General features: G+C 54.0%; 26 protein-coding genes. 9 read left to right on the forward strand and 17 right to left on the reverse strand.

Going from position 1 to position 24,781, the window contains the following annotated elements; all coding sequences use genetic code 11:
- Positions 1–5 precede the first annotated feature (5 nt).
- Positions 6–266 carry a YfhL family 4Fe-4S dicluster ferredoxin gene (locus tag HMPREF3178_RS02965; RefSeq protein ID WP_004114478.1) on the forward strand — a complete coding sequence of 87 codons (261 nt, stop codon included), beginning with the start codon at positions 6–8 and terminating at the stop codon, positions 264–266.
- 45 nt (positions 267–311) lie between these two features.
- On the opposite strand, the gene acpS is transcribed toward HMPREF3178_RS02965, so the two are convergent.
- From acpS to rseD, 12 genes are all read right to left on the reverse strand, one after another.
- Complete coding sequence (gene acpS / locus HMPREF3178_RS02970) at positions 312–692, reverse strand: holo-ACP synthase (RefSeq protein WP_004104568.1); 381 nt, start codon at positions 690–692, stop codon at positions 312–314.
- A complete protein-coding gene (pdxJ, locus tag HMPREF3178_RS02975) occupies positions 692–1,423 on the reverse strand; it encodes a pyridoxine 5'-phosphate synthase (RefSeq protein ID WP_004114481.1) in 732 nt (243 codons plus the stop codon). Before pdxJ ends, acpS begins: the two co-directional genes overlap by 1 nt.
- A gap of 11 nt (positions 1,424–1,434) precedes the next feature.
- Complete coding sequence (gene recO / locus HMPREF3178_RS02980; protein ID WP_024274566.1) at positions 1,435–2,163, reverse strand: DNA repair protein RecO; 729 nt, start codon at positions 2,161–2,163, stop codon at positions 1,435–1,437.
- A gap of 198 nt (positions 2,164–2,361) precedes the next feature.
- Positions 2,362–3,267, reverse strand: a complete 906-nt coding sequence (era, locus tag HMPREF3178_RS02985) for a GTPase Era (protein ID WP_004104571.1) — start codon at positions 3,265–3,267, stop codon at positions 2,362–2,364.
- On the reverse strand, positions 3,264–3,944 hold the full coding sequence (rnc, locus tag HMPREF3178_RS02990) for a ribonuclease III (RefSeq protein WP_004104573.1): 681 nt from the start codon (positions 3,942–3,944) through the stop codon (positions 3,264–3,266). The genes era and rnc overlap by 4 nt, the downstream gene beginning before the upstream one ends.
- 224 nt (positions 3,945–4,168) lie before the next feature.
- Positions 4,169–5,143 (reverse strand): signal peptidase I, encoded by a 975-nt coding sequence (gene lepB, locus HMPREF3178_RS02995; RefSeq protein ID WP_004104575.1) that lies wholly within the window; start codon positions 5,141–5,143, stop codon positions 4,169–4,171.
- A 15-nt stretch (positions 5,144–5,158) separates the two neighbouring features.
- Complete coding sequence (gene lepA / locus HMPREF3178_RS03000; RefSeq protein WP_004104577.1) at positions 5,159–6,958, reverse strand: translation elongation factor 4; 1,800 nt, start codon at positions 6,956–6,958, stop codon at positions 5,159–5,161.
- A gap of 185 nt (positions 6,959–7,143) precedes the next feature.
- Positions 7,144–7,623 (reverse strand): SoxR-reducing system protein RseC, encoded by a 480-nt coding sequence (rseC, locus tag HMPREF3178_RS03005; protein WP_004104579.1) that lies wholly within the window; start codon positions 7,621–7,623, stop codon positions 7,144–7,146.
- Positions 7,620–8,576, reverse strand: coding sequence for a sigma-E factor regulatory protein RseB (gene rseB / locus HMPREF3178_RS03010; RefSeq protein ID WP_004104581.1), 957 nt, complete (start codon positions 8,574–8,576; stop codon positions 7,620–7,622). The genes rseC and rseB overlap by 4 nt, the downstream gene beginning before the upstream one ends.
- A complete protein-coding gene (rseA, locus tag HMPREF3178_RS03015; RefSeq protein ID WP_004104582.1) occupies positions 8,576–9,226 on the reverse strand; it encodes an anti-sigma-E factor RseA in 651 nt (216 codons plus the stop codon). The genes rseB and rseA overlap by 1 nt, the downstream gene beginning before the upstream one ends.
- Before the next feature lie 32 nt (positions 9,227–9,258).
- The gene (rpoE, locus tag HMPREF3178_RS03020) at positions 9,259–9,834 is read right to left on the reverse strand and encodes an RNA polymerase sigma factor RpoE (protein ID WP_004104583.1); all 576 of its coding nucleotides are present in this window, start codon (positions 9,832–9,834) and stop codon (positions 9,259–9,261) included.
- A gap of 39 nt (positions 9,835–9,873) precedes the next feature.
- Entirely contained in the window at positions 9,874–9,972 is a 99-nt protein-coding gene (rseD, locus tag HMPREF3178_RS32155) for a rpoE leader peptide RseD (RefSeq protein WP_148720832.1), read from the reverse strand.
- Between the two features lie 285 nt (positions 9,973–10,257).
- Here rseD and nadB point away from each other — a divergent pair, with 285 nt between their 5' ends.
- The gene (gene nadB / locus HMPREF3178_RS03025) at positions 10,258–11,877 is read left to right on the forward strand and encodes an L-aspartate oxidase (RefSeq protein WP_004104584.1); all 1,620 of its coding nucleotides are present in this window, start codon (positions 10,258–10,260) and stop codon (positions 11,875–11,877) included.
- Here the strand turns inward: nadB and trmN are convergent.
- Positions 11,862–12,602, reverse strand: coding sequence for a tRNA(1)(Val) (adenine(37)-N(6))-methyltransferase TrmN (trmN, locus tag HMPREF3178_RS03030; protein ID WP_004104592.1), 741 nt, complete (start codon positions 12,600–12,602; stop codon positions 11,862–11,864). The two genes, nadB and trmN, sit on opposite strands and share 16 nt — an antisense overlap.
- Before the next feature lie 131 nt (positions 12,603–12,733).
- Here trmN and srmB point away from each other — a divergent pair, with 131 nt between their 5' ends.
- Positions 12,734–14,065: an ATP-dependent RNA helicase SrmB gene (gene srmB, locus HMPREF3178_RS03035; protein ID WP_029496791.1), complete on the forward strand. Its 1,332-nt coding sequence runs from the start codon at positions 12,734–12,736 to the stop codon at positions 14,063–14,065.
- A gap of 44 nt (positions 14,066–14,109) precedes the next feature.
- Here the strand turns inward: srmB and grcA are convergent, their stop codons facing one another.
- Positions 14,110–14,493, reverse strand: a complete 384-nt coding sequence (gene grcA / locus HMPREF3178_RS03040; RefSeq protein ID WP_004104596.1) for an autonomous glycyl radical cofactor GrcA — start codon at positions 14,491–14,493, stop codon at positions 14,110–14,112.
- 311 nt (positions 14,494–14,804) lie between these two features.
- Here grcA and ung point away from each other — a divergent pair, with 311 nt between their 5' ends.
- Positions 14,805–15,494 carry a uracil-DNA glycosylase gene (ung, locus tag HMPREF3178_RS03045; protein ID WP_017145530.1) on the forward strand — a complete coding sequence of 230 codons (690 nt, stop codon included), beginning with the start codon at positions 14,805–14,807 and terminating at the stop codon, positions 15,492–15,494.
- A gap of 56 nt (positions 15,495–15,550) precedes the next feature.
- On the opposite strand, the gene HMPREF3178_RS03050 is transcribed toward ung, so the two are convergent.
- Complete coding sequence (locus HMPREF3178_RS03050) at positions 15,551–16,624, reverse strand: tRNA/rRNA methyltransferase (protein WP_004104598.1); 1,074 nt, start codon at positions 16,622–16,624, stop codon at positions 15,551–15,553.
- 203 nt (positions 16,625–16,827) lie between these two features.
- Between HMPREF3178_RS03050 and trxC the strand changes: the two genes are divergently transcribed.
- The 5 genes from trxC (at position 16,828) to HMPREF3178_RS03075 (ending at position 22,551) form a co-directional block, all read left to right on the forward strand.
- Entirely contained in the window at positions 16,828–17,253 is a 426-nt protein-coding gene (gene trxC / locus HMPREF3178_RS03055) for a thioredoxin TrxC (RefSeq protein WP_004104599.1), read from the forward strand.
- 69 nt (positions 17,254–17,322) lie between these two features.
- Positions 17,323–18,021: a tRNA-uridine aminocarboxypropyltransferase gene (locus tag HMPREF3178_RS03060; RefSeq protein ID WP_017145529.1), complete on the forward strand. Its 699-nt coding sequence runs from the start codon at positions 17,323–17,325 to the stop codon at positions 18,019–18,021.
- Positions 18,022–18,056: 35 nt separating this feature from the next.
- Positions 18,057–20,735: a bifunctional acetate--CoA ligase family protein/GNAT family N-acetyltransferase gene (locus HMPREF3178_RS03065; RefSeq protein ID WP_017145528.1), complete on the forward strand. Its 2,679-nt coding sequence runs from the start codon at positions 18,057–18,059 to the stop codon at positions 20,733–20,735.
- Positions 20,736–20,828: 93 nt separating this feature from the next.
- Positions 20,829–22,184 carry a CDP-diacylglycerol--serine O-phosphatidyltransferase gene (gene pssA, locus HMPREF3178_RS03070; protein ID WP_004104602.1) on the forward strand — a complete coding sequence of 452 codons (1,356 nt, stop codon included), beginning with the start codon at positions 20,829–20,831 and terminating at the stop codon, positions 22,182–22,184.
- A gap of 40 nt (positions 22,185–22,224) precedes the next feature.
- Complete coding sequence (locus tag HMPREF3178_RS03075; protein ID WP_004104604.1) at positions 22,225–22,551, forward strand: YfiM family lipoprotein; 327 nt, start codon at positions 22,225–22,227, stop codon at positions 22,549–22,551.
- Positions 22,552–22,553: 2 nt separating this feature from the next.
- Here HMPREF3178_RS03075 and HMPREF3178_RS03080 read toward each other — a convergent pair whose 3' ends face one another.
- Both HMPREF3178_RS03080 and HMPREF3178_RS03085 read right to left on the reverse strand, forming a co-directional pair.
- Positions 22,554–23,852: an MFS transporter gene (locus HMPREF3178_RS03080; RefSeq protein ID WP_004104606.1), complete on the reverse strand. Its 1,299-nt coding sequence runs from the start codon at positions 23,850–23,852 to the stop codon at positions 22,554–22,556.
- A gap of 273 nt (positions 23,853–24,125) precedes the next feature.
- Positions 24,126–24,581 (reverse strand): DUF4385 domain-containing protein, encoded by a 456-nt coding sequence (locus HMPREF3178_RS03085; RefSeq protein ID WP_004114495.1) that lies wholly within the window; start codon positions 24,579–24,581, stop codon positions 24,126–24,128.
- Positions 24,582–24,781 lie beyond the last annotated feature (200 nt).

Genomic DNA, 24,781 nt, shown 5'->3' on the forward strand with positions numbered 1-24,781 from the left:
TCCTGATGGCGCTGTTAATCACCAAAAAATGTATCAACTGCGATATGTGCGAGCCGGAGTGCCCGAATGAGGCGATATCCATGGGTGATAGCATTTATGAAATTAACAGCGATCGCTGCACCGAATGCGTCGGCCACTATGATACGCCAACCTGCCAGAAGGTGTGCCCGATCCCAAATACCATTCTGAAAGATCCGGCCCATAACGAGAATGAAGAGCAGCTGTGGGATAAGTTTGTCCTGCTGCACCACGCGGACAAACTGTGATATTGCCGGATGGCGGCGTTAACCGACCTCTCCGGCCTGTAACAATTAGCTTTCGATAATCACCGTGGCGCAGGCATAGTGACGCTCGTCGGCCAGCGTCACGTGAATGCTGCTTACGCCCATACGCTCCGCCAGACCCTTTGCCTCGCCCCACAATCGCAGCTTTGGCTTACCCAGCTCGTCGTTGTAAACCTCAAACTGATTGAACGCCAGCCCGTTGCGGATGCCGGTGCCAAGCGCCTTGGCCGCCGCTTCTTTAACGGCGAAACGCTTCGCCAGAAAACGGACCGGCTGCTGATGCTGTTCCCATATTGCCCATTCAAAATCGCTGAGTACGCGACGGGCAAGACGATCGCCGCTACGGGCTATCACCGCGTCAATACGGGCAATTTCAACAATATCAGTACCCAGTCCGAGAATCGCCATCAGCCGCGAGCTTCCTGCATCAGACGCTTCATTTCCGCAACCGCTTCCTTCAGGCCGCTCATTACCGCCCGGCCAATAATCGCATGACCGATGTTCAGCTCGTGCATTTCCGGCAGCGCGGCAATAGCCTTAACGTTATGGTACGTCAGGCCGTGACCGGCGTTAACCTTCAGCCCCAGGCTCGCGGCATAGGTTGCCGCTTTGGCGATACGTTCCAGCTCTTTTGCCTGTCCGGCATCCGTTTGCGCATCAGCATAGCAGCCGGTGTGAATTTCGATAAAAGGCGCGCCGACGTCCGCTGCGGCCTTAATTTGCGCGTGATCAGCATCAATAAACAGGGAGACCAGGATACCGGCATCGGCCAGACGCTTACAGGCATCGCGCATTTTATCGAGCTGCCCCGCCACATCCAGTCCGCCTTCGGTTGTCACTTCCTGACGTTTTTCCGGCACCAGGCAGCAGAAATGCGGTTGAGTCTCACAGGCAATCTTCAGCATCTCTTCCGTCACCGCCATCTCAAGGTTCATGCGGGTATCCAGAGTCTGGCGCAAAATACGCACGTCGCGATCGGTAATATGGCGGCGATCTTCGCGCAGATGAACGGTAATACCGTCAGCGCCTGCCTGCTCGGCGATAAAGGCCGCCTGTACCGGATCCGGATAAGCGGTACCGCGAGCGTTGCGTAATGTCGCGATGTGGTCAATGTTGACCCCTAACAGTAATTCAGCCATGACAATCCTCGTTAATCGTTATTTGTTTTATCGGCCCGTGCGGGCAAAAACTGACGAAACAGCTCGCGACTTTTTAACGGCTTCCCACCAAGATAGGGCTTCAGGGCGATTCGAGTGAAACGCTTTGCCGCGCGCAGCGCATCGCTGTCCGGAAATTCGCGGCTGGCCAGCGCCTTCAGATGGTGCCCGGTAAAGGTGTTGTTATCAATAACCACGCTGGCAATAAATCCTTTCTCTTCACGGTAGCGGTAGGTCATCGTATCGTCAACCGCCTCTCCGCTGCCGGCGCAGTGCAGGAAATCAACGCCATATCCCAGATGCCCAAGCAGCGCCAGCTCAAACCGCCGAAGCGCCGGTTCCGGCGAGCCTGTAGCGCCAGCCAGCGACTGGATACAGTGCAGATAATCGAAAAAGAGTTCCGAGAAGCGCGTTTCGTGCTCAAGCACGCGAGAGAGCAGTTCGTTGACGTAAAGTCCGCTGTAGAGCGTGATACCGCTGAGAGGGAGCGCCAGCGAGACGGCTTCCGCGCTGCGCAGCGTTTTAACTTCGCCGCGCCCGCCAAAGCGGAGCAGTAAGGGGGTAAAAGGCTGAAGAGCGCCTTTGAGGTTGGAGCGTTTGGAACGTGCGCCTTTTGCAACAAGCCGCACGCGACCGGACTCTTCCGTGAAGACGTCCAGCATCAGGCTGGTTTCGCTCCAGGGACGACTATGCAGTACGAAAGCGCGTTGCCAGCCTTCCATCATACGCGTCGTCTTTCAAGCCGCAGGTGCGTTGGCTGCGCCCACTCACCCCAGTCAATTACTGAAGTAGGCTCCCGGGGACTCGCGTTCTTGCCGCGCGACTCAGCCTCTGGCCTCGCTCCTTCGGAGCCAGCGCAAGCGCTGTTCAAAACACTTTGTGTTTTGTCCTGCACCTCGAAAGCCATAGAGTATCCAAACTTAGAGATCGTCGCCGTAACCGAGACTGCGCAGCGCGCGTTCGTCATCAGCCCAGCCGGATTTCACTTTCACCCAAAGTTCAAGGTGAACCGGCGCTTCAAACATATCCTGCATGTCTTTACGCGCTTCAATACCGATGGTTTTGATTTTGGCCCCTTTGTTACCAATCACCATCTTCTTCTGCCCTTCGCGCTCAACCAGAATCAGGCCATTAATGTCGTAACCGCCGCGCTCATTGGTCACAAAACGCTCAATTTCGACGGTGACGGAATATGGCAGTTCTGCGCCAAGGAAACGCATCAGCTTTTCACGAATGATCTCGGAAGCCATAAAGCGCTGCGAACGGTCAGTGATGTAATCTTCCGGGAAGTGGTGAATCGCCTCCGGCAAATGCTTGCGCACGATACCGGCGATCGTATCAACATTCAGCCCCGTTTCCGCAGAAATCGGTACGATATCGAGGAAGTTCATTTGACTGCCGAGGAACTGCAGGTGCGGCAGAAGATCCGCTTTTTCCTGGACGTTGTCGACTTTGTTGACCGCCAGAATCACCGGCGCTTTACCGTCGCGCAGCTTGTTGAGCACCATCTCGTCGTCCGGCGTCCAGCGGGTCCCTTCAACCACGAAGATAACCAGCTCAACGTCGCCAATAGAGCTGCTTGCCGCCTTGTTCATCAGGCGGTTAATCGCGCGTTTTTCTTCCATATGCAGACCGGGGGTATCGACGTAGATCGCCTGATACGGGCCTTCAGTATGGATACCAACGATGCGGTGACGCGTGGTCTGCGCTTTTCGGGAAGTGATCGAGATCTTCTGCCCGAGCAGCTTGTTCAGCAATGTGGATTTGCCCACGTTTGGACGACCAACGATGGCAATAAATCCGCAGTAGTTCTTTTCTTCGCTCATTCCAGCTCCAGCTTTTTCAGCGCCTGTTCGGCGGCAGCCTGCTCCGCCTTGCGACGGCTAGAACCCGTGCCAACCACCGGTTCACTCAGGCCGCTAACCTGGCAGTGGATAGTAAATTCCTGATCGTGCGCTTCACCGCGAACCTGTACCACCAGGTAAGACGGCAGCGGCAGATGACGCCCCTGCAGATACTCCTGCAAGCGCGTCTTCGGATCTTTTTGCTTGTCACCAGGGCTGATTTCGTCCAGACGGCTCTGGTACCAGGAGAGGATAAGGCGCTCAACGTTCTGAATATCGCTGTCGAGGAAAATCCCGCCGATTAAAGCTTCAACGGTGTCCGCCAGTATCGATTCACGGCGAAAGCCTCCGCTTTTCAGTTCACCCGGCCCAAGACGCAGGCATTCACCTAATTCGAACTCGCGGGCAATTTCTGCCAGCGTGTTGCCTCGTACCAGCGTCGCGCGCATGCGGCTCATATCGCCTTCGTCTACCCGAGGGAAACGATGATAGAGGGCGTTAGCGATCACAAAGCTCAATATTGAGTCGCCTAAAAACTCCAGGCGCTCATTGTGTTTGCTGCTGGCACTGCGGTGAGTTAATGCCTGTTGCAACAGCTCCTGATGATGAAAAGTGTAGCCCAGCTTCCGTTGAAGCCGATTAATTACGATGGGGTTCATGCGTTACCAATAGATGAATGCGTCAAAAATGCAGCACACGAAACCGACCTGAGTAAAAACCAACGCGGTTTCGTGTGCTGTGTCAATCTTACGAGAGACAACCTAAAACTTCGGGGGGATATTCTATACGCAACGACAAGGGATGTCGTTAGTTTGAATAGATTTAAATATTAAATAATTCACGCTGCCGTTATTGCGGCGGCAGCGTGAATAAGGCAGGAAAATTAATGAATGCCGCCAATGCGCGATAAACGTACGCCGGTAGGCCATTCACCTTCCTGTTTTTCGAAACTCATCCAGATTGCGGTGGCTTTACCCACCAGATTCGCTTCCGGCACAAAGCCCCAATAACGGCTGTCGGCGCTGTTATCGCGGTTGTCACCCATCATAAAATACTGCCCCGGGGGGACAATCCAGGTTGCCAGCGGTAGCCCGGACTGGTGGTAATACATCCCAACCTGATCCTGCGCAATCGGCACGGTCAAAATGCGGTGCGTCACGTCACCCAGCGTCTCTTTACGTTCGGTCAGACGAATGCCATTCGCTTTGGTCTCGCCTTTCGGCAGTTGCCAGAAACCGCTGGTCGCTTCACCGCCGTTGCTGCGGGAGAAGGTCTGTACGAAATCGCTCGGCTCAACGTTGGAGTAAGTGACCGGCAGAGCGTTGCCGCAGGCCTGACCAGAACTGCAACCCGGCTGGATAGTGACCTGTTTAGCAATCGGATCGTAAGTGACTTTATCACCCGGTAAGCCGACGGCCCGCTTGATATAATCCAGGCGCGGATCCTGCGGATATTTAAAGACGACGATATCGCCGCGCTTCGGATGCCCGGTTTCGATCAGCGTTTTCTGGTAAATCGGATCCTTAATGCCGTAAGCAAACTTCTCTACCAGAATAAAATCGCCGATTAGCAGCGTCGGCATCATTGAGCCGGATGGGATCTGGAAGGGCTCATAAATAAATGAGCGAACCACCAGAACAATCGCCAGTACCGGGAAGATGGAAGCGCCGGTTTCCAGCCAGCCCGGTTTCGGGCCCACCTTTTTCAGCGTTTTCTTGTCCAGCTGGTCGCCGGTCGCCGCCTGGGCAGCGGCCTGACTTTCGCGACGTTTTGGCGCAAAGATAAACTTATCCAGGCACCACAACAGACCCGTCACCAAAGTTGCGATGACCAGGATCAGGGCAAACATGTTCGCCATGCCAACTCCTTAGGGTTATTTGCCGTCTTTACCAACGTGCAGAATGGCGAGGAACGCTTCCTGCGGCAGCTCAACGTTACCGACCTGCTTCATTCGTTTCTTACCTTCTTTCTGCTTCTGCAGCAGCTTTTTCTTACGGCTGACGTCGCCGCCATAGCATTTCGCCAGGACGTTTTTACGCAGCTGTTTAACGGTAGAACGGGCAATGATGTGGTTGCCGATAGCAGCCTGGATAGCGATATCGAACTGCTGACGCGGGATCAGCTCTTTCATCTTCTCAACCAGTTCGCGGCCGCGATACGGCGCATTATCGTTATGCGTGATCAGCGCCAGCGCATCCACGCGCTCGCCGTTAATCAACACATCCACGCGCACCATATTGGAGGCCTGGAAGCGTTTGAAGTTGTAGTCCAGCGAGGCATAGCCGCGGGAAGTAGACTTCAGACGGTCAAAGAAGTCGAGCACCACTTCCGCCATCGGAATTTCATAGGTCAACGCAACCTGATTGCCGTGATAGACCATATTGGTCTGTACGCCGCGTTTTTCGATACACAGGGTAATGACGTTGCCTAAAAACTCCTGCGGCAGCAGCATATGACACTCGGCGATCGGCTCGCGCAGCTCCTGAATATTGTTCAGCGGCGGCAGCTTGGACGGGCTATCGACGTAAATAACTTCTTTCGAAGTAGTTTCTACTTCATAAACGACCGTCGGCGCCGTGGTGATCAGATCTAGGTCATATTCACGTTCAAGACGCTCCTGGATGATCTCCATATGCAGAAGACCCAGGAAGCCGCAGCGGAAACCGAAGCCCAGCGCGGTGGAGCTTTCCGGTTCGTAGAACAGAGAGGCATCGTTAAGACTCAGTTTGCCCAGCGCATCGCGGAAGTTCTCGTAATCATCAGAACTGACCGGGAACAGGCCGGCGTAAACCTGCGGTTTAACCTTTTTAAAGCCTGGCAGCGCTTTTTCCGCCGGGTTGCGGGAGAGAGTCAGCGTATCGCCGACCGGCGCGCCGAGAATATCTTTGATGGCGCAAACCAGCCAGCCTACCTCGCCGCATTTCAGCTCGGTACGGTCAACCTGTTTCGGCGTGAAGATGCCCAGGCGGTCGGCGTTATACACCTGCCCGGTACTCATCACCTTAATTTTATCGCCTTTACGCATGGTGCCGTTTTTGATACGCACCAGAGAGACGACGCCGAGGTAGTTATCGAACCAGGAGTCGATGATCAGAGCCTGCAGCGGCGCTTCCGGGTCGCCTTCCGGCGGCGGAATGTCGCGCACCAGGCGTTCCAGCACGTCCGGCACGCCAACGCCGGTCTTTGCAGAACAGCGCACCGCATCGGTAGCGTCGATACCGACGATGTCTTCAATTTCTTCCGCCACGCGCTCCGGATCGGCCGCCGGCAGGTCAATTTTGTTCAGGACCGGAACCACTTCCAGGTCCATTTCCATCGCCGTATAGCAGTTAGCCAGCGTCTGGGCTTCTACGCCCTGCCCCGCATCAACCACCAGCAAAGCGCCTTCACAGGCAGCAAGCGAACGAGAAACTTCATAAGAGAAGTCGACGTGGCCGGGCGTGTCGATAAAGTTCAGCTGATAGGTTTCGCCATCAGACGCTTTGTAATCGAGGGTGACGCTCTGCGCCTTGATGGTAATACCGCGCTCACGTTCAAGATCCATGGAGTCCAGAACCTGGGCTGCCATTTCACGATCGGAAAGGCCACCGCAAATCTGGATAATTCGGTCAGACAATGTCGACTTACCGTGGTCGATGTGAGCGATGATTGAAAAGTTACGTATATTCTTCATATTTAGAGTTAATTATGCCTTACGCGAATCATGAGGCCGCTGTACTGTGCCTGACGTTTTTTAATCCGAAAACGCCGCATTCTACACTACATCCACGAAACCAGGAAATGCTCTTACCGCTAGCATAGCTGGAGTAAATGACGAGTTCTTGCGTGAGTTGTAAATAAAGATAAGGGCCAGTGAAATCACTGACCCAATGGTGAGGAAGTCGTCTCGATGCGGACTAAATCTGGCGGTAAACCGACGCTAAGAATCACCGGCTGCCACGACTGCCGGGAAGCCAGGCCCGGCGAGAGGCCGCGCGCTACCAGAAACCCGCCGACGCCGCCCAGTATCGCCCCGCAGAGGGAGGCGAAATCATTGGCAAACAGCACCTGGAATATTGATGCCATTACGAACAAACCCACTAACGGCGCCATATAGACCAATACTGCCGACCCTAGCAGGCTGCTCTCGGCAATACCCAGCTCGACCTTTTGCCCGGCCGACAGCGGCTGTTCGCAGGGAACGCTAATGGTATGGCTGGTTTGCGGCCCTAGCTTATTCAGCACCCGGCTTCCGCAACCGGCGCGAGAAGCGCAGCTGCTGCAGGAGGCTTTGACATCGCAATGCACCAGCGCAACGCCATTGTCCCAGGAAACAACCGTCGCCCACTCTTTAATCATTGTACTGCCCTGAATTTGATACTGTCGGAAATCCGCTTGGCGGTTTGCGGAGGCAGCTCGCCAACAATGGTGATTTCTGCGTTATCACGCACGGTAGTCGCTACGGTACGACGGCCGGTACGCAGTAGCTGATCGGTGCTATTTGCCGTGGCGCGATTGATATTAATGGAGAAACTAAACAGCCCGTCGGAATACAATCGGGACTCTACCGGCCCATCGAAAGTGGGCAGGCGACGCTGGCTGCTGGACACTTCGGCAACACCCTGCGGCAGCCAGGTTGGCGCCCAGTTAAAGTTGGCCTTATTGCCCCCCTCCGGAACGGACAGCTGCGGAGGTAGATTAGCTTTAGACAGGGTTTCCATGCTGGCGCTGACGTTATCGCCAACGTTGAAGGAGACCACCCGGAACTGCTCAAGCGTTTCGCCATCCCGATCAAGCAGATCCACCCGCAGCGGAAGCTTAGTTTCCGCATCCAGCCAGGCGATATAGCTATAGCGGGTACCGTCGCGAGCCACGACGCGAACCACATCGCATAGACGATCGGCAATACGCGTACGCCCAACGGAAATGAAGTCGTAATAGGATGAAAGACGTTTAAAGTCGGAGTAAACCAGCGAGGGCAGCGAATCAACAATATAGTCGCCGTTTAGCGTAAAAGGATCGAGCCCGGGTTCAAAGTAGCTAATCTCCGTTCCGCGCAGCACCACTTCCCGACGGGGGCCGTCGAGCTGGAGAAGCTGAGCCAGAGTGCGATTATCCAGTTTAGCGTGTCGATAGCGCAGCGACTCAACACCCTGCTTGTTGATGCTGACGAAAGAGAGCTCGTAATTAAGGGACTGGCTGGCCAGATTCATCTGCTGCAACAACGCCCCGGACGATGTATCAGCCGAGGCGTTGACGGAGAAGAACAGGCTGCCTGCCATGAGCGACATGGCACACCAAAGTTGCTTCATTACTGCGATTGCGTTCCTAAAGTTTGATAGCCCGGCACCTGAACAGCGGCTTGTTGAGTCTGGGCCTGGCCAAACTGCAGCTGTTCCGCATGCAGGCGACGCTGCAATTCATAATCCTGCAGCATAGCATTAATTCTGCGGCGCTGTTCCTGCACTTGAGCCTGCTGGCCGGTACCTGCTGAGGCATCCGCCGGTACGCCCAGGCTAACCGGGCTGGCCTTACCCATCATCGGCATGGTGTTAAACACCGGCGCTTCCGGCTGCTGAGAGGTATCAGACTGGCCATTATACTGTTGAACGCCAACAATCACAGCCAGAGACACGCACGCGGCAACGCCCATCTGGGTGAGCGAACTGGCCCACGGGCGAACTTTTTGCCAGAAAGGCATCTGACGCCACTGGTGCGGTGCGGGCTGAGATTCCGGAATAAGAGGAACCGTCTGACGAACGGGCTCGTTTTCAATGGCGGCCATGACGCGAGCTGAGATATCAAAATGGAGCATCTCACTCGTATCGCCTCGCAGCGTATCGCGGATGAGATGGTAGCTCTCCCAGGTTTTTTGCATTTCAGATGAACGCTCCAGCTCATTGAGCAGTTCGTTATCCAGCGTTTCACCATCCATTAAGGCCGAAAGTTTTTCTTTCTGCATGCCTGATACCCTTTTCCAGTATTCCGCTATCGTCAACGCCTGATGAGCGGTTGAACTTTATTATCAATAGCTTCTCGCGCCCGGAAGATGCGTGAACGCACTGTGCCCACCGGACAATCCATGATGGCGGCTATTTCTTCATAGCTCATGCCATCCAGCTCCCGCAGGGTAATTGCCATGCGTAAATCCTCCGGAAGCGACTCAATGGTACGAAAGACTATCTGTCTCAGCTCTTCTGACAACATTAAGTTCTCAGGGTTCGAAATTTCTTTCAACGCCCCACCGCTTTCGAAGTTTTCAGCATCATTTGCATCAACATCGCTGGATGGCGGACGGCGCCCCTGAGCAACCAGATAATTCTTCGCCGTGTTTACGGCAATGCGATATAACCAGGTGTAAAAAGCACTATCCCCCCGGAAAGAATCCAGCGCACGCCATGCTTTTACGAACGACTCCTGAACAACGTCAGCGATATCGCCCGGCGGCACGTAGCGGGAGACCAGGCTTGCAACCTTATGCTGATAGCGTACCACCAGCAGGTTAAATGCTTTCTGATCTCCTTTCTGGACCCGTTCAACAAGGACCTGATCCGTTAACTGCTCGCTCATCCGAGGTAATGTCTCCCCAAACCCAATTCCCATGCGTATTCAAAAACACCACCCAATTACTGCATAAATGAGCAAGCAGAGGGTTGGAGTGTCTGAAAACAATAAAGTTCCGTTACGCCTTTGTTTTTCGTTCGGCACCGGCTGACGGATTGTTATCTCTCATTATATGTCCCGGCAGCTAAACGATATGTAAGATAATAAGAAAAAGCGCAAGACCCGCCAGAAGGGTAACGTAACCCGACTTTTATTTCACTATAAAATCTGAAGCTAACGAGCGGCTTCGCAAAACCTTTCGTAGACGTATCTCCCGCCACATTGTGACTCCATGTTTAGCCTGCACAACCAGCAGTAAAAAAAGTGTACGAATTATCGCTGGCTGGTGCTATTGTTCGGTAATCGTGTTTAGTAAATTAAACAAAGACTATGAATACAACTCCTGATTCCTCCTGTGATGTGCTAATTGTTGGCAGCGGCGCTGCTGGTTTATCTCTCGCCCTGCGCCTGGCGGAACGCTGTACGGTCACCGTTCTCAGCAAAGGCCCAATTAGTGAAGGGTCTACTTTCTATGCGCAAGGCGGCATCGCCGCCGTGTTTGATGAAACCGACAGCGTTGAATCCCACATCGAAGATACGCTGATTGCGGGAGCGGGTCTTTGCGATCGCCATGCGGTCTCCTTTGTTGCGAGCAACGCTAAACCCTGCGTTCAATGGCTTATCGATCAGGGCGTTTTGTTCGATACTGAGGTACAGGCAAACGGCGAAGCGAGCTATCACCTGACGCGCGAAGGGGGGCACAGTCACCGCCGTATCCTCCACGCCGCCGATGCGACCGGGAAAGCCGTAGAGACCACCCTGGTGAGCAAGGCGCTGGCCCACCCTAATATCCGGGTGCTGGAGCGCAGCAACGCCGTTGATCTGATTCTCTCCGATAAAATCGGCCTGCCGGGAACGCGGCGCGTTGTGGGAGCCTGGATCTGGAACCGTAATAAAGAAGCGGTTGAGACCTGCAGCGCAAAAGCTGTGGTGCTGGCGACCGGCGGCGCAGCGAAGGTTTATCAATATACGACCAACCCTGACGTCTCTTCCGGGGATGGTATTGCAATGGCCTGGCGAGCCGGCTGTCGGGTCGCCAATCTGGAATTTAATCAGTTTCACCCAACGGCGCTGTACCATCCGCAAGCGCGCAATTTCCTGTTAACGGAAGCGCTGCGCGGCGAGGGCGCACTGTTGAAACGTCCGGACGGCACACGGTTTATGCCGGACTTTGACGAGCGCGGCGAACTGGCTCCGCGCGACATTGTCGCCAGAGCGATCGATCATGAGATGAAGCGCCTGGGCGTTGACTGTATGTATCTCGATATCAGCCATAAACCGGCAGAATTTATCCGCCACCACTTCCCGATGATCTACGAGAAGCTGCTGGGGCTGGGCATTGACCTGACAAAAGAGCCAGTTCCCATTGTGCCGGCGGCACATTATACCTGCGGCGGCGTGATGGTTGACGATCATGGGCGCACTGATGTTGACGGACTGTACGCCATTGGCGAAGTGAGCTACACGGGATTACACGGCGCTAACCGTATGGCTTCAAATTCATTGCTGGAGTGCCTTGTTTACGGCTGGTCCGCTGCCGAAGATATCGTTAAGCGTATGCCGTTCGCTCAGGCGGTCAATAAACTGCCTTCCTGGGACGAAAGCCAGGTCGAAATACCTGATGAACTGGTCGTAATACAGCACAACTGGCATGAGCTGCGCTTGCTGATGTGGGATTATGTCGGCATCGTGCGTACCACTCGTCGTCTTGAACGCGCCCTGCGCCGTATTACTATGCTGCAACAGGAGCTGGACGAATACTACGCCCGCTTCCGTGTCTCTAATAATTTGCTGGAGCTGCGTAACCTGGTACAGGTTGCTGAGCTGATTGTACGCTGTGCCATGCAGCGTAAAGAGAGCCGCGGGCTTCACTATACGCTGGACTATCCTGAGCAATTGCCCGACAGCGGACCGTCGGTGCTCTCGCCGCTGGCTCACATAAAAAGATAAAAATCCTGGGTCAAAGCGGTAAATCCTTCGGAATATTGCTGCTCTGGCCCGCGGATAACTAATCTGTCGCTAAAGCACTCTTCCCCCGCCGACGGCGAAAAAGCCAGCAGAACCCGATGCGGCGGGCGCATTTCCGTTTCCGCGACATCCGTTCGTAGACGCAGATGCCAGCCCATATTCTGCGCCCGCTGCACAAACGCGTTACCGATGTCGACCGGAAGCACAACGCAGAAAAACCCCTCTTCCGTAATAAGTTCGGCGGCGCAGGTTAATAATGTTGCGTGATCGAGAGAGGAAGTGTATCGAGCCTGCTCGCGCTGCGAGGTGGCGCAAGGTACGCCTTCTGCGAAAAAAGGCGGGTTGCTGACAATCAGCTCATAGCGTCGGGTTTGCCGCGGCTGCCATTGCTGAATATCGGCCTGATGAATCTGCAGACGCCCGGCCCATGGAGAATCCGCGGCGTTTTCTCGCGCCTGTTGTGCCGCCTCTTCGTCCAGCTCCACGGCATCCACGATGACCGTCTCCCCGGTACGCTGCGCGAGCATCAGGGCTAACAGGCCGCTGCCCGCGCCGATATCCAGCACGCGCTTAACCTGCGCGATCGGGGCCCATGCGCCAAGTAAAATACCGTCGGTACCCACTTTCATCGCACAGCGATCGTGGGCGACAAAAAACTGCTTAAACGTAAAACCATTGCGCGGCAGCGCGAACTTCGACTGGGACATCCTCGATAACCTTGCGGACAAAAACTCCTGAGCGTAAGGCTATGCACAATACCGGAGAACAGATAGCCTTACAAACAGATGAACATTGCGTCCGTAACGTCTATAATCGGCGGTCCACTCAGAGGTAGATCATGACTGTAACGACTTTTTCCGAACTTGAACTCGACGAAAACCTGCTGGACGCTCTCCAGGACAAAGGTTTCACACGCCCGACAGCCATTCAGGCCGCCGCTATTCCGCCTGCGCTTGATGGCCGTGATATTCTCGGTTCAGCCCCGACAGGCACCGGTAAAACGGCGGCGTATCTTCTGCCCGCGTTGCAGCATCTGCTCGATTTTCCGCGCAAGAAATCTGGTCCGCCGCGCATTCTTATCCTGACCCCAACTCGCGAACTGGCAATGCAGGTTGCCGACCACGCGCGTGAGCTGGCAAAACATACTCATCTGGATATCGCCACCATTACCGGCGGTGTCGCCTATATGAACCATGCTGAAGTGTTCAGCGAGAACCAGGATATCGTGGTCGCCACGACCGGCCGCCTGCTGCAGTATATTAAAGAAGAAAACTTTGATTGCCGCGCCGTTGAAACCCTGATCCTTGATGAAGCGGACCGCATGCTGGATATGGGCTTCGCGCAGGATATCGAACACATTGCCGGTGAAACCCGCTGGCGTAAGCAGACGATGCTGTTCTCCGCCACCCTCGAAGGTGACGCCATTAAAGATTTTGCTGAGCGCCTGCTGGAAGAACCGGTAGAGGTCTCGGCAACGCCCTCCACCCGCGAGCGTAAAAAAATTCACCAGTGGTATTACCGTGCCGATGACGTCAAGCACAAGACCGCTCTGCTGGTCCATCTGCTGAAGCAGCCGGAAGCGACGCGCTCTATCGTCTTCGTACGTAAGCGCGAGCGCGTTCATGAACTGGCGGGCTGGCTGCGTGAAGCGGGTATCAATACCTGCTGGCTGGAAGGCGAGATGGTGCAGGCGAAACGTAATGAAGCAATTAGCCGCCTGACCGATGGTCGAATTAACGTGTTAATCGCTACCGATATTGCCGCACGCGGAATCGACATCGCGGACGTAAGCCACGTATTTAACTTCGACCTACCGCGCACGGCAGATATTTACCTGCACCGTATTGGTCGTACCGGCCGGGCGGGTAAAAAAGGTACGGCTATTTCACTGGTTGAAGCCCACGATCATCTGCTGCTGGGTAAAATTGGCCGCTATACTGAAGAGCCGCTAAAAGCCCGCGTTATTGATGGGCTGCGCCCAACTACCCGCGCGCCAAGCGAGAAGCAAACCGGTAAACCGTCCAGGAAAGTATTAGCGAAGCGTGCAGAGAAGAAAGAGAAAGAAAAAGAGAAGCCGCGCGTGAAAAAACGCCACCGCGATACCAAAAACATTGGTAAGCGTCGTAAACCAAGCGGAGCGGATACCGCGCAGAAGCCAAACGAAGAGTAAAAAAACGCCGGGATATCCCGGCGTTTTTACATCAAAGTTGAGTCTTACAGGCTTTCGGTAAAAGTACGGGCGATAACGTCGCGCTGCTGTTCCGGCGTCAGGGAGTTAAAGCGCACCGCATAGCCAGAAACGCGAATGGTCAGCTGCGGATATTTTTCCGGATGTTCAACCGCATCCAGCAGAGTTTCGCGACGCAGAACGTTCACGTTCAGATGCTGACCGCCTTCAACGCGAACTTCAGGTTTCACGTCTACCGGGATCTCACGGTATTCGATCTCGCCCAGATTGCTCACCGCAACCACGTCATCTTCAGCAAAACCGGCCTTTGCGCACAGGCAGCGGGCTTCGCCTTTTTCGCTGTCCAGCAGCCAGAAAGAGTTCAGCAGGTCGTCATTTGCAGCTTTAGTAATTTGGATACCAGTAATCATTTTATGCCTCCCAGGCAGTGTTTGTTCGATTATTAGCCTTCGCGGCCAATTGGTAAAACCATTGTTGTATGAGTGTATATATATCAGCCGGGCATCCGGCATTCTTTGATTTAAATCAACAAAAACCCCATCACAAAAGTGGGTATAGGCAGATATTATTGTTTTACATCAAGTTACGCCACACCTTTCAGCAAAAAAAATTGTAAGTTTTCAATTTTTTTTGCACAAAGAACGCCAGTGGGATGGCGCAAATTTTGTGTTGTAGAAAGATGCAGTTAAGCTATGGCAATGACACTTTGCAGGAGAGCAAAATGACCACCCCATTAACCTGGCACGATGTGCTGGCAGAAGAGAAGCAGCAACCCTGGTTTGTTAATACCTTAAAAACGGTTGCTGAAGAGCGGCAATCGGGCATCACTATCTATCCTCCACAAAAAGACGTTTTCAACGCGTTTCGCTATACCGAGCTAAGCGACGTCAAAGTGGTGATCCTCGGTCAGGATCCCTACCACGGACCAGGCCAGGCACACGGTCTTGCCTTCTCTGTTTTACCGGGCGTTGCGACCCCTCCTTCTCTGCTGAACATGTATAAAGAGCTGGAAGGCACTATCCCGGGCTTTCAGCGCCCGAATCATGGTTATCTCGAAAGCTGGGCGCGTCAGGGGGTTTTGCTGCTTAATACCGTATTAACGGTACGCGCCGGGCAAGCGCACTCTCACGCTAGTCTCGGATGGGAAACCTTTACCGATAAAGTGATTTCGCTGATTAACCAGCATCGGGAAGGCGTCGTCTTTCTGCTGTGGGGTTCGCATGCGCAGAAGAAAGGCGCGATAATCGATCGCCAGCGCCACTGCGTGCTCAAAGCGCCGCATCCGTCACCGCTCTCCGCGCACCGCGGCTTCTTCGGCTGTAATCATTTCGTCCTGGCGAATGAATGGCTGACCGAACGCGGCGAAGCCCCCATTGACTGGCTGCCCAGACTACCGGCTGAAAGCGAATAGCTCTAAAAATGAAAATGCCAGCATTACGCTGGCATTTATCGTTCTGCGACAAGCTATCAAGCTTTGTTCTGTCGCCACCATTCTGCCAGCAGAACGCCGGTTGCCACGGAAACGTTCAGGCTTTCAACGTTGCCGGTGCCTTCGATAGCAATATTCAGATCGGCGCTGGAGATAGCGGCATCAGACAGACCGTCGCTCTCCTGTCCTAACACCAGCACCATCTTCTTCGGCAGCTCGGCTTTAAACAGCGGAGTCCCGTTATGACTGGAAGTTGAAACAATCGCGTAGCCCGCTTTACGGAAGCGCTCAAGCGTATCGATAAAGCTGTCGCCCGTAATCGGTTCAACGTGTTCTGCCCCGCCTTCTGCGGTGCGAATCGCGGCACCGGACTCCATAACGCCAGCATCCTGCACGATAACGCCCTTAACGCCGAAGTGCGCGCAGCTGCGCATGATGGCGCCAAGGTTGTGCGGGTTGCCGACATCTTCCAGCGCCAGCACGCAATCTTCAGCGTCGGCTTTCGCCACCCACTGCTCAACGGAGGTGCCATGACGTTTTTTAATCAGGAAGCAAACCCCGCCGTGGTGTTCAGTACCGGAAGCTTTCGCCAGCTCTGCTTCATCAACGACGTGATAAGCTTTACGGTTAGCCGCCATCCAGCGCAGGGCTTCTTTGAAGCGCGGAGTCACGCTCTGGATAAACCAGGCGCGCACAATAGCGTCCGGACGGCTCTGGAAAAGCGCCTGGCAGGCATTCTCGCCGTAAACGCGGGTCTCTTCCGCGCGCTGGCGACGCAGCACTTCAGGATCGATAAAGCTTTTTCCGCTGATCCCGCCGTGATCCGCTTTTACCGGCGCCTCATCACCCGGCGCGCGGGATACGGTACGCCACGGAGAGGAACCCTCACCGCCGAAGCCTTCACGCTTGCGATCGTCACGTTTACGATCGCCACCGCGGCTGTCTCTTTCATCGCGCGCAGGGCGGTTACGACCGTCAACACGAGACTTTCCTGGGCGTCCCCCACCTTTCCCGGTACGCGGGTTATGGGTACGTCGGTCAGAATCATCATCACTGCGGACATACATCACTTTGACCTTGCCGCTTTTATTTTTCAGTTCGTCGTCGCTCATTCATTTTCTCCACCTGCGCTGCGCGAAGCGCGCAGATTACCCGATGTGCCATCACTTAGCCATTATTTCATTTAAAAGCCTGAGTCTATCGTAATCATTGAATAAAACTCATTGTCCTTTATTAGTACTGCATCGATAATATGTAACATTACAGAAACAAATCGGCCACGTGCCGCGCTGCAACCCATAACCAGAGGTTAGTTATGAATACCGTTTGTGCCAGTTGCCAGGCTCTGAACCGCATCCCCGACGATCGTAGCGCTGATGGCGCGAAATGCGGGCGCTGCGGCCACGATCTTTTTGACGGCGATGTGATCAACGCGACCGGGGCAACGCTGGATAAACTGCTGAAGGACGATCTGCCCGTTGTCGTTGATTTCTGGGCGCCGTGGTGCGGCCCCTGCCGTAACTTTGCGCCCATTTTCGAAGATGTGGCTGAAGAGCGCAGCGGCGAAATGCGGTTCGTGAAAGTGAATACCGAAATGGAACGCGAACTGAGCGCCCGCTTCCGCATCCGCAGTATCCCGACCATTATGATGTTCAAAAATGGCGAAGTCATCGACATGCTGAACGGCGCCGTACCGAAAGCGCCTTTCGATAGCTGGTTGAACGAAGCCGGCCAGCAATAAACCCGACGGGGCACCGCTTGTGCCCCGTTTTTACCTCTGCGACAATGGCGTTTTTTCTTAGCGATCCCCATGACTGATAACGCCGTCCTTCGCCTTCGCACCGAACGTCTCGCGCGCGCCACCCGGCCTTTTCTTGCTCGCGGCAACCGTATTCACCGCTGCCAGCGCTGTTTGCTGCCGTTGAAACAGTGCCTCTGCGCGACCCTTAATCCCGTTGCCGCCACCAGCCGTTTTTGCCTGGTGATGTTCGATACCGAGCCAATGAAGCCCAGCAATACCGGACGCCTGATTGCCGATATCCTGCCGGATACGGAAGCCTTTCAATGGTCACGAACCGAACCGCCGCAGGCGCTTCTCGATCTCGTTGCCGACGCGAGATATCAGCCAATGGTGGTTTTTCCTGCCTCCTATGCCAGCGCCGGGCGCCGGGTACTTGACGCACCGCTTCCCGGCAAACCTCCGCTGTTTATTATGCTCGACGGCACCTGGCCCGAGGCGCGAAAAATGTTCCGCAAAAGTCCCTGGCTTGATGCGCTGCCGATGATTTCCGTTGATCTGTCCCGCGTCTCCGCTTATCGCCTGCGAGAAGCCCATGCAGAAGGCCAATACTGTACCGCTGAAGTCGCCATAGCGCTGCTGGATCTTGCGGGGGATGTCACCGCAGCCAGCGCACTTGGCGATCATTTCAGCTTATTCAGAACGCGCTATCTGGCAGGAAAAACGCAGCATAAGGGCGGTATCACAGCACAACTAACAGAAAACGTTTAAAATCATTCGGTCACTGGGGATCAAAGGAGACCGGAATGAGCCAACGAGGCCTCGAAGCATTGCTGCGGCCGAAATCGATCGCCGTTATCGGCGCATCAATGAAACCACAGCGCGCCGGTTATCTGATGATGCGCAACCTGCTGGCTGGCGGATTTAACGGCCCTGTCCTTCCCGTTACGCCGGCGTGGAAAGCGGTTCAGGGCGTACTGGCCTGGCCTGACGTCAACAGCCTGCCCTTTACCCCCGATCTCGCGGTGCTTTGCACCAATGCCCGAAGAAACCTTGAGCTTCTGGAAGCATTGGGGCAAAAAGGGTGTAAGACCTGCATTATTCTCTCTTCACTACCCGAACAGTATCCCGCGCTGCTTGAATGCGCAGCCCGCTATCAAATGCGCCTGCTCGGGCCGAATAGTCTCGGCCTGCTTGCGCCCTGGCAGGGCCTTAACGCCAGCTTTTCGCCGGTTCCTATCCATCGCGGTAAACTGGCGTTTATTTCGCAATCGGCGGCCGTATCCAACACCATCCTCGACTGGGCCCAGCAGCGCGAAATGGGGTTTTCTTACTTTATTGCGCTCGGCGATAGCCTGGATATCGACGTTGATGACCTGCTCGATTTCCTTGCTCGCGACAGTAAAACCAGCGCTATTCTGCTCTATCTTGAACACCTTAGCGACGCCCGTCGCTTTGTCTCCGCGGCCCGTAGCGCGTCGCGCAATAAGCCTATCCTGGTGATCAAAAGCGGGCGTAGTCCGGCGGCGCAAAAGCTGCTGCACGTCAATTCCGGTATGGATCCGGCCTGGGACGCCGCTATTCAGCGCGCGGGTTTGTTGCGGGTTCAGGATACTCACGAACTGTTCTCTGCGGTGGAAACCCTCAGCCATATGCGCCCACTGCGCGGCGAGAAAATCATGATTATCAGTAACGGCGCAGCGCCGGCTGCGCTGGCGCTGGATGAGCTTTGGCTGCGCAACGGCAAACTTGCCGCTCTCAGCGAAGAGACCAGCGCTCTTCTCCGCCAGGCGTTGCCTGAAACCATGGATATCGCTAACCCACTGGATCTCCGCGATGACGCCAGTAGCGAGCATTACCTCAAAGCGCTGAACGTGCTGCTGGATAGCCATGATTACGACGCGCTGCTGGTGATCCATTCACCCAGCGCTGCTGCTCCGGGGACGGAAAGCGCGCTGGCGCTGATTGACGCCCTGAAGCGCCATCCGCGCGGTAAATACGTTACGGTTCTGACTAACTGGTGCGGTGAGTTTTCATCGCAAGAGGCGCGTCGTCTGTTTAGCGATGCGGGACTACCGACCTATCGCACCCCCGAAGGGACGATAACCGCGTTTATGCATATGGTGGAATACCGGCGTAACCAGAAGCAGCTCAGAGAGACCCCGGTACTGCCAGTCTCATTAGCCACTAACACAGCCGAAGCGCATAGTCTGTTACAACGCGCAATCAATGAAGGTGCCACCACGCTGGATACCCATGAAGTGAGTCCTGTTCTGCGCGCTTACGGTATTCATACTCTACCGACGTGGATTGCCGCAGATAGCGCCGAGGCCGTGCATATCGCCGAACAGATAGGTTACCCCGTCGCGCTCAAGCTCCGCTCGCCAGACATCCCCCATAAGTCGGAAGTCCAGGGGGTCATGCTTTACCTACGTACGGCTACCGAGGTACAGCAGGCCGCGGACGCGATTATCGATCGTGTCAAAATGACCTGGCCGCAGGCGCGTATTCACGGACTGCTGGTGCAAAGCATGGCCAATCGAGCCGGGGCGCAGGAGCTGCGGGTCGTCGTCGAGCACGATCCGGTTTTTGGACCGCTGATCATGCTGGGCGAAGGCGGCGTCGAATGGCGAGCAGAAGATCAGGCCGCCGTCGCACTCCCGCCGCTCAATATGAACCTTGCGCGCTACCTGGTCATCCAGGCCATCAAAAGCAAAAAAGTGCGCGGGCGCAGCGCGCTGCGCCCGCTCGATATTCCCGGCCTGAGTCAGCTACTGGTACATGTATCGAATTTGATCGTCGACTGCCCGGAAATCCAGCGCCTCGATATCCACCCTCTGCTGGCTTCCGGTCACGAGTTTACCGCGCTTGACGTCACGTTAACCCTCGCGCCGTTCACTGGCGATAGTGAAAGCCGCCTGGCCATCCGCCCTTATCCGCAGCAGCAGGAGGAGTGGGTGGTGATGAAGAATGGCGAACGCTGCCTTTTCCGTCCCATACTCCCGGAAGATGAGCCGCAGCTGCTGGCCTTTATCGCGCAGGTCACGAAGGAAGATCTTTATTATCGTTACTTCAGCGAAATCAACGAATTTACTCACGATGATTTAGCTAACATGACGCAGATCGACTACGATCGAGAAATGGCCTTTGTTGCCGTGCGCACGACGGCTGAAGGGAATGAGATCCTCGGCGTGACGCGAGCGATCTCCGACCCGGATAACATCGATGCCGAATTTGCCGTACTGGTGCGCTCTGATTTAAAGGGTATGGGTTTAGGCCGTAAGCTACTGGAAAAGCTCATTGCCTATACGCAAAGTCACGGTCTGCAGCGGCTGAATGGCATTACTATGCCTAATAATAAAGGCATGATTGGACTCGCCAGAAAGCTAGGATTCTCAGTTGATATTCAGCTTGAAGATGGAATTGTCAGTTTGTCTCTACAGCTTGTATCTGAGCAATTACAATCGGCTGGCCGCAATTGTTGACTACTTTAACGGGTAGTAATGGTATTATTGCCCGCTTACGTCGTCTGCATGGTACAGAAGACCCTTCAATAAACAGAGAAGAAACGCACTGTGATGTTGTCAAAATTTAAACGCAATAAACATCAACAACACCTTGCCCAACTCCCTAAGCTTTCTCAGTCAGTTGATGATATCGAGTTCTTTTACGCTCCGGCAGATTTTCGGCAAGCGTTACTGGCCAGGATAGCTCAAGCCACCCAGCGTATTTGTATCATTGCGCTCTATCTGGAACAGGATGATGGCGGTAAAGGAATTTTGCAGGCGCTGTACGACGCTAAGCGTCAGCGTCCAGAGTTAGATGTCCAGGTGCTGGTTGACTGGCATCGTGCCCAGCGCGGGCGTATTGGCGTCGCCGCGTCAAACACCAACGCCGACTGGTATTGCCGCATGGCGCAGGAGAACCCTGGCGTCGATATCCCGGTTTATGGCGTTCCGGTCAATACCCGGGAAGCTCTCGGCGTCCTCCATTTCAAAGGCTTTATCATTGATGATTGCGTTCTCTACAGCGGCGCCAGTCTGAACGACGTTTACCTGCATCAGCACGATAAGTATCGTTATGATCGCTACCAGTGCATTCGCAACGCGAAAATGGCCGATGTGATGTTTGACTGGGTTACGAATAACCTGGTGCAAGGTCGCGGCGTTAACCGCCTTGATAAGGCCGATCGCCCAAAAAGCCCGGAAATCAAGAATGAAATCCGCCAGTACCGCCAGGAGCTGCGCGATAGCCGCTACCATTTCCCAGGCGATGCCGACGAAGAGCAGCTGTCGGTAACCCCGCTAGTTGGCCTGGGCAAGACGAGCCTGCTGAATAAAACCATTTTCCATCTGATGCCCTGCGCTGAGCATAAGCTGACTATCTGCACCCCCTATTTCAACCTGCCGGCTCTGCTGGTACGTAATATCATTCAGCTGTTGCGGAGTGGCAAAAAAGTCGAAATTATCGTCGGCGATAAAACCGCCAATGATTTCTATATTCCGGAAGATCAGCCATTTAAAATTATCGGCGCGCTGCCCTATCTTTATGAAATTAATCTGCGGCGCTTCCTGAGCCGTCTGCAGTATTACGTGAATACTGACCAGCTCATTGTCCGTTTATGGAAGGATGATGATAACAGCTATCACCTGAAAGGCATGTGGGTTGATGATGAGTGGATGCTACTGACCGGCAATAACCTGAACCCGCGCGCATGGCGGCTGGATTTGGAAAACGCGATTCTTATCCACGATCCAAAGCATCAGCTTGGTGCCATGCGCGAAAAAGAACTCAGCCTCATCCGTAAACATACCACGATCGTTAAGCACTATCGCGATCTACAAAGTATTGCCGACTACCCGATAAAAGTACGCAAACTGATCAGACGCCTGCGACGTATTCGAATCGACCGCCTTATCAGCCGTATTCTTTGAATTTCCGCCCCGCTCAGCGGGGCTTTTTCCTGGAATTTGTATGCGCAATATCATGCTTATTGCCCCGCTGTTACTACTGACCGGCTGCAGCCATATGGCCAATGATTCATGGAGCGGTCAGGACAAAGCCCAGCACTTCCTCGCCTCAGCGATGCTTTCTGCCGCAGGTAACGAATATGCCCAGCATCAAGGCTATAGTCGCGACCGGAGCGGCGCTATTGGCTTTATGTTTTCCGTGAGCTTAGGGGCATCGAAGGAGCTATGGGACAGCCGCCCGTCGGGGAGCGGCTGGAGCTGGAAAGATTTCGCCTGGGATGTGGCAGGCGCCACAACCGGCTATGCGGTATGGCAGCTGGCACATCAATAAATCTACAAGCGCAGCCCTTTACCTTTACGATGCAGCGTCAGAGAGACCAGAAAAGCAATCGCCCCCATGACGGTCACGTACCAGTAAAAAGCGTGCTCAATTCCCACAGATTTTAGCGACAGTGCGACATACTCGGCCGAGCCGCCGAATAGCGCATTGGCTACAGCGTAAGAAAGCCCAACGCCCAGAGCACGTACCTGGGCCGGAAACATTTCCGCCTTCAGAATGCCGCTGATTGAGGTGTAGAAACTTACGATCAGCAGGGCGCATATCACCAGAGCAAACGCCGCATACGGCGAACTCACGTTTTGTAGCGCATTAAGAATCGGCACGGTAAAGAGGGTGACCAACGCGCCAAAACAGAGCATTGAGGTACGACGGCCAATCTTGTCCGAGAGGGCGCCAAAAAGTGGCTGAACCAGCATATAAACAAATAAAGCAGCGGTCATAATCATGCTGGCGGTGCCCGCTGTCATACCCGCGGTATTGACCAGATATTTTTGCATATAAGTGGTGAAGGTATAAAAGCTTAACGACCCGGCGGCAGTAAAGCCCAGTACCATAATAAATGCCTTGCGGTTACGCCAGAGCCCTTTGAACGAACCAGCCTCTTTTAACGCGCGCGTTTCCTGCTTAGAAGTTTCGTCCAACTGGCGTCGCAGCCACAAGGCCACGATAGCCAGGACTGCGCCAAGGGCAAACGGAATACGCCATCCCCAGGCATGAAGATCTTCATCACTGAGGATCTGTTGTAATGCAACAACAACCAGCACCGCCAGAAGTTGACCACCAATCAGCGTGACGTACTGAAATGAGGCATAGAACCCTTTCTTACCTTCTACGGCAACTTCGCTCATATAGGTGGCGCTGGTACCGTATTCCCCCCCGACGGATAATCCCTGGAATAAACGTGCAAGCAGAAGCAGAGCCGGAGCCCAGGTTCCTATCGTTGCATAACCCGGCAGGCAGGCTATCACCAGTGAACCAAAACACATCATGCATACGGAAATCAGCATAGAAGTTTTGCGTCCACGACGATCAGCAATGCGCCCGAATATCCATCCCCCGATTGGACGCATCAGAAAACCGGCAGCAAACACTCCTGCCGTTTGTAACAATTGGGTTGTGGTATTCCCGGAAGGAAAGAAGATGTGCGCGAAATAGAGTGAGCAAAATGAATAGACATAAAAATCAAACCATTCCACCAGATTCCCTGACGATGCCCCAACAATGGCCCATATACGGCGCCGGGTATCGGCATGTTCCAGCGATTCACGTTCGCTAATACTGCTTTCTGTCATTGTAATTCTGCTCCAGCAAAGACTGCAATCTGCCTCATCGGGTGTCCCCGCGCCATCAGGCAAATCAGTTAGTAAATCAAATGTTATATAATTGTTATTTTTTAGTTTGTGATGCTATTCACATTTTTTTTCGTAATGTAGCTTTTCGCGATTAAAAGTAGATTCTTAAGGATTAACAAAGTGAAATATGGTGAAGATTGGGCAATACAGTTTTTTATATAGGCTAAATCACGGTAAATATTTATGCGGGGCGAGGAACATTGAGGTTGAAAATTACCCCCATTGAGCCTGATGTTTCTTTTTTCTCTGGAGATAATCTTCATCCTGCCGAAGTTTATCCCACCATTGTTTAAAGACTGCCGCAGCTGCTGCCTTAACAGGATCATTACCACGTGGATTCAGGCAGCCATCCTTTGCATATTTTTTACCACCTTTGTAATTGGCATAACGCCTTGCCCGGGTGTAGCCCATCTGAATAAATTTTCGTGCCATATCCATACCAACGAAATCATTCTGCTGTCGATAAAACTCGAAGAGCTGATAAATTTCCCTGGCAGATTCAGTCGCGGATGCTTCATCTTTATAGCGCCAGTAGGGAAGGATTTCGCTTTTATAGGGCTCAACCAACAACACGCCCTGTTCGCCTCTTCCTACCTGATAGAGCTCCGGGTGCTGGCGAAAATCGATGCTGGAAAAGTCTTGCTGGTAATTAAAAGGCTTAATGGCCATTATTTTCTCTCATGCCCACAGGTACATATTATAAGCCTGGTACATAAGTCTGGAATGTGGAGAGGGAATTACTCTGGATCTTATACAGGGAGACAGCATAAATCCGGCAGGATTCATGAGGGATATTGGATACAGGGAGAACGATATCCGACAGTTACAGACGACTAAAACGCAAAAAGCCCATCCGTCAGGATGGGCTC

The organism is Klebsiella sp. HMSC09D12 (assembly GCF_001808475.1).
Taxonomy (GTDB): Bacteria; Pseudomonadota; Gammaproteobacteria; order Enterobacterales; family Enterobacteriaceae; genus Klebsiella; species Klebsiella oxytoca.